Raw genomic sequence first — 4,850 nt, forward strand, 5'->3', positions numbered from 1 at the left:
GCGATAAACTGATAAAAAGCACCGCCAGATACCAAAGGCGGTGCGCAATCAAACCACTTGAAACTACGCCGCAGCACACAACCGCAATTAGCTGTCCAATTCGTTAAAGAAAGCCACCCGCACGTTGCCCAGGCAACGAGCCTTCTTATCCAAGGACAGACCGGTTTCCAAACTCCGTATCTGCGAAGCTAGACGAATTTCGACCTGATCACAGCAGTCGGCGCGGCGGGGCAAGATTTACCCGCCGTCCGTCCAACACCAGCGGTCTATTTGAACGGGCTTTCGTTAGCCTTTTGCACCCTGCCCGCGCGCGTATATGTCTTCGTAGCGGACGATATCATCCTCGCACAGATACGTGCCGGTTTGCACCTCGATCAGAACCATCGGGACCTTGCCGGGGTTTTCCATTCGATGCGTGGCGCCAAGCGGAATATAGACTGACTGGTTCTCGGTCACCAATTCCACGCGATCGTCAATTGTCACGCGGGCCGTGCCCTCAACGACGATCCAGTGTTCCGAACGATGGAAATGGCTTTGCAGGCTGAGCGATGCACCAGGATGAACAAGGATACGCTTCACCTGGAAACGGTCTCCGACCACAAGGCTTTCGAACCATCCCCACGGTCGGTGGTCTTTTGGGAAGGTCGTCGCCTGAGCCGCGCCCTTTTTCTTGAGCTCGGTCACCGCTTTCTTGACGTCCTGCGCTCGAGACGTATCCGCAACCAATACCGCGTCATTCATCGCCACGGCGATGATGTTCTCCAATCCGATACCAACGATTTCCAACTGCTCGCTGTCCGAACGCAAAAGCGTGTTCTGGCAGTCAATCGCGGTCGCTCCGGCACTGGTCACCACGCCCTGAGCGTCCGGTCCACTTTCGCGCCATACCGCGTCCCAGCCACCCAGGTCCGACCAGGCGGCATCAAATGGCACGACCGAAAGATTTTCGGCTTTCTCCATGACGGCATAATCGATCGAAATGTCTTCGGCCTGTGCCCAACTTTCGGGGTCCAGGCGTAAGAACCCCAGATCCGGCACCGCTGTCTCCACCGCAGCCTTAACTGGTTCCATAAGGATAGGTGCATGCGCCTTGAAAGACTCGATGATATCCGCGGCCCGGAACAGGAAAATGCCTGCATTCCATTTATAGTTCCCGGCGGCCAACATTTCGGTTGCACGGTCGTGGTCAGGCTTTTCGACAAATTTCTTCAACGGAACAGGCGCACCGTCGGCTCCGGGCATAGTGGCAAGTTCAAGATACCCGTATGCCGTTTCAGGATGTGTTGGGGTGATGCCAAACGTCACCAAATAGCCTTGCTTGACAGCAGCCAAACCACGCTCAACGGCGGCGTGGAATGCTGCCGTATCGGGGACGACGTGATCAGACGGGGCGACCAGCAAAACGGCCGCTGCGTCCTGAGTATAAGCATGTAATGCGGCCGCAAGGACCGCCGGTGCTGTATTCCGACCCTCGGGCTCGATCATGATTGTACCGGGATCTATCCCAACCGCCTGCAATTGTTCGACGACAATAAACCGAAAATCCGAATTGGTCAGAACAACCGGAGCCGCGAACTCCAAGTGACCGCTTTTGCCGTACAACCGACGGGCGGATGCTTGAAACAAGGTCTCGTCACCAACCAGCGGAACGAATTGCTTGGGGTAGCTTTTTCGGGACAATGGCCACAGGCGTGTGCCGGAGCCACCACAAAGAAGGACGGGGCTGATCAACATATTAATCTCAATATTTAACGTGGTTTAAGATACTCGTATTTAAGTTGGCCCGACCTGACAAGGCTGGGCTCAGGTTGGTTCAGAGAATGAAACCTTGTGTGTCGTACCACTTAACCTTACCAAACCACCCGAGCAAACTGCAAATCATCGTCTGGATCGCCGGTTTTGCGGCGATTGAAATGCGCCAGAGATAAGCGCGATGCGGCGAGGTTTCCTTACCGCAACCGCTCGATCGTCGCTCGTTAGCTGGTTTTCAAAGGCGTTCGCTGATAAAAACAGGGTCGCCGCCATCCAGACAAACAGCACTTAAAACGCCCGTCGCGTATGCGCCGGTATCCACGGATATCCGACCTCGCCGCGCGGAGGGTGTTTCGACAATTGTGTGGCCGTAGACGACCCATACACCATCTTGCCTGTCCACCGTCCGAAACTCTGGATGACCCCACATGAGTGTTTTGTCGGATTGCTCATCTGCCGCTGCATTCGGATCTGCGCCGGCATGTGTAACAAGCACGTTGCCCAAATAGTCGGATGTTTGCATCTCATCCAGCCACTGGACCAAATCAGGGCCCATCGCTTCCAGCAGGTCATCGCGACAGTCGAGCAGTTCCGCGCCCCCCATCTCGGCGCGCACCCCGCGGACACCGAACGAGGCCAGAGTTTGAAGTCCGCCGTAGCGCAGCCAACGTGAACCGTGTTGTTCGGGGTGGCGCAGAAAATCCAACATCATGTCTTCGTGGTTTCCCTTCAGACAGGAGAAATCCGCGCGGTCCTTTATCAGTCGCAATACCGCTGCGCTTTCCTCGCCACGATCAACATAGTCGCCGACAAGAATGACACGGTGATCCTGTGGAACCCTACGCAACAACTTTTCCAACTGCACGATGCAACCATGCACGTCGCCAATTATGCACACCGGGCTATCGGGTGACGGCGTCATGAATTTCGCCCGGCGCCCAAAGCGTTGAAAAAGCGATGACAGCACGTTGAGATGGTCTCCTGCACGGTTGCTGCGACCGGTCGCAAAACAGAGTTTTGCTGTCGTCGAAAGGAACCAAGGCGTAATACCGTTGCAAGCCCACCTGGGCAAGCCCCGGCTCAGGCCGTCCGGCAGGCAGGAATACCCATTCGAATTATTTCGGCACCTTTTATCTTGTGAACGCCATTTATTCGGTTGCGCCCTTTATCCATGAACCATTTCCTGAGAGGCTCGGGGTAATATGAGGCCATAACCCGGCTGAAATAGTCAAAGTCTTTAGGGGCAAGACGACGGCCGCTACGCGAAGGTCCGTGAAATCCAAAAACTGTATCTGGATCGACGCACGTTCCTGGCAATCCCAAAAACATCGTGCAGGTCGAATAGCATACGCGACCCCGTATTTCGACCAGAACGCCATTGCGCTGCAGGTTCTCCAGCTCGATTAACCGGTCGTGCAGATACCCGCCACGGTCACTGCCAACGACAAAAGATTGCTCGGCTTTGGCGGGCGCTGCCACGGAGAGCACCGATGCCAACATCACAGGAAGCAGCAATCCAGCCGAGCCACGGCGCAAGGGTCTGACCGACTTTCTGTCCGATGCGCCCGGCGATCGACGGCACTTTCTCGTATCCAGCATCACTAATCCTCCGATTGCAGGTGCGGGCCGGATCAGGACTAAAGAGCTGCGATGCTTCAGATGTGCGCGCGTTGTGTCGAATTCATGTTTTAACTCAACAAGTTAACGACATTTTTCATCATTTTTTTTGTTCTGGACATCTTGTTCGGGACGTTTAATGCCCCCGACAATTCATCGTAGATAAAAGACAAATTCTATGGATTTGCCGTTGATGTTCAGGTCGGTGTGTTTCGCGCGGTCGGGATCGCAGCTCGATAGAAAATAGGCGCAAAAATCCAAACCTGCCGAGAATTTGGATTGGTCAATAGTAGCAGATTTCCCGCCCCCTTGCAAAAAAGCGTAGGGGGTTTAGTGACCGAACATTGGTCTACATCTGTGGGAAGCCCAGAAAAGCCCTGTGATCATGCGCGGCTTTTCATATTTTGGAACATGCCGCTGGTGTTTTAGAGGCGGGATCTGTTGCACTCCCCTGCAATTTGTTGAACTCGGCTGAACGTTCGGATGGTAAACAAAACACGGCCATTAGAACGAGTTATCCCTGGGGCAGGTTTGGCATTGTCACGACCACAATCAGGGCATCTTGCGATAAATGGTTTTTGACACGCCCTCCGAGAAACTGAGCGATAGAATCTTGGTTCACTTCAAATGTGATTTCTCGGATTGTCGGGATGCGACGCTCCTGTGAATTCCGCCAGGAAAGTGCGTGCTTCGTCAAAGAATTCCTCATACCCCTTGGCGCCAGTCGTTAGGATATGATCCGTCCCAGGAATTTCAACGAAGCGCGCATCGGGGATGTTACGCGCCAGAAGCCGCCCTTCGGGCACCGGTACAATGCGATCTTCCTCAACGTGGATTACAAGTGTAGGCACTCTGATTTACCGTGTGAGTTCCAGAGTGTCGATCCTGTTGTTCATGTCCAAGATCCGAAGCGCGTTTTCAGTGCTTGTGCTGATGCGTTGCAATTCGTCAAACCCGCTCTGAACTTCCGGAGTCGCATTCGGCAGGAAACTCGAGGTAAAGAAGTTACGGTAGATCGGGTTCGTGGACCCCCCATCCTTCCTACATCATGTATCTGGGCGTTTTGGCAAAAGTTTCGGCTTCCTTGCCACCTCTCATCAGCCGACCGCGAGCGAAGCCACCAGAGAGCATCATGCAAGAAATGCGTTCGGGGTGTTTCACAGCATATCGCAGGGCAATGCTCGCGCCTTGGCTCATGTCGAATAGCGAAAAATGGTCCAGTTGCGCTGCGTCGGCAACGGCCTCCATGTCTTCGACCATGATGGCTTCTTCGGAGATCGTGTTGTCACCTCTGCCCTTCTGGTTATGGTTCTGACGGGGTATAGGCGCTAAGAGATTGATCCAGTGGATCAATTGTAGTCTGCACGGAGCTTTTTTGGAATTCCGACGCTGGTTGCGGGAGTAGGATTTGAACCTACGACCTTCAGGTTATGAGCCTGACGAGCTACCGGGCTGCTCCATCCCGCGACACTTTGCGTTGG

5 protein-coding genes and 1 tRNA gene are annotated in these 4,850 nt (G+C 54.2%); all 6 read right to left on the bottom strand.

Annotated features, from left to right (window positions below; genetic code table 11):
- Nucleotides 1–285 precede the first annotated feature (285 nt).
- Nucleotides 286–1,734 (bottom strand): mannose-1-phosphate guanylyltransferase/mannose-6-phosphate isomerase, encoded by a 1,449-nt coding sequence (locus tag ACR0J0_RS23395; RefSeq protein WP_480666388.1) that lies wholly within the window; start codon nt 1,732–1,734, stop codon nt 286–288.
- Nucleotides 1,735–1,987: 253 nt separating this feature from the next.
- Nucleotides 1,988–2,674, bottom strand: coding sequence for a metallophosphoesterase family protein (locus ACR0J0_RS23400; RefSeq protein WP_480666389.1), 687 nt, complete (start codon nt 2,672–2,674; stop codon nt 1,988–1,990).
- A 158-nt stretch (nt 2,675–2,832) separates the two neighbouring features.
- Nucleotides 2,833–3,351, bottom strand: coding sequence for a hypothetical protein (locus ACR0J0_RS23405; RefSeq protein ID WP_480666390.1), 519 nt, complete (start codon nt 3,349–3,351; stop codon nt 2,833–2,835).
- Between the two features lie 641 nt (nt 3,352–3,992).
- Nucleotides 3,993–4,220: an alpha/beta fold hydrolase gene (locus ACR0J0_RS23410; protein ID WP_480666391.1), complete on the bottom strand. Its 228-nt coding sequence runs from the start codon at nt 4,218–4,220 to the stop codon at nt 3,993–3,995.
- Between the two features lie 190 nt (nt 4,221–4,410).
- Nucleotides 4,411–4,629: an alpha/beta fold hydrolase gene (locus ACR0J0_RS23415; RefSeq protein ID WP_480666392.1), complete on the bottom strand. Its 219-nt coding sequence runs from the start codon at nt 4,627–4,629 to the stop codon at nt 4,411–4,413.
- A 130-nt stretch (nt 4,630–4,759) separates the two neighbouring features.
- A tRNA-Met gene (locus ACR0J0_RS23420) sits at nt 4,760–4,836 on the bottom strand.
- Nucleotides 4,837–4,850 lie beyond the last annotated feature (14 nt).

It is taken from the genome of Ruegeria sp. BF12 (genome assembly GCF_056538705.1).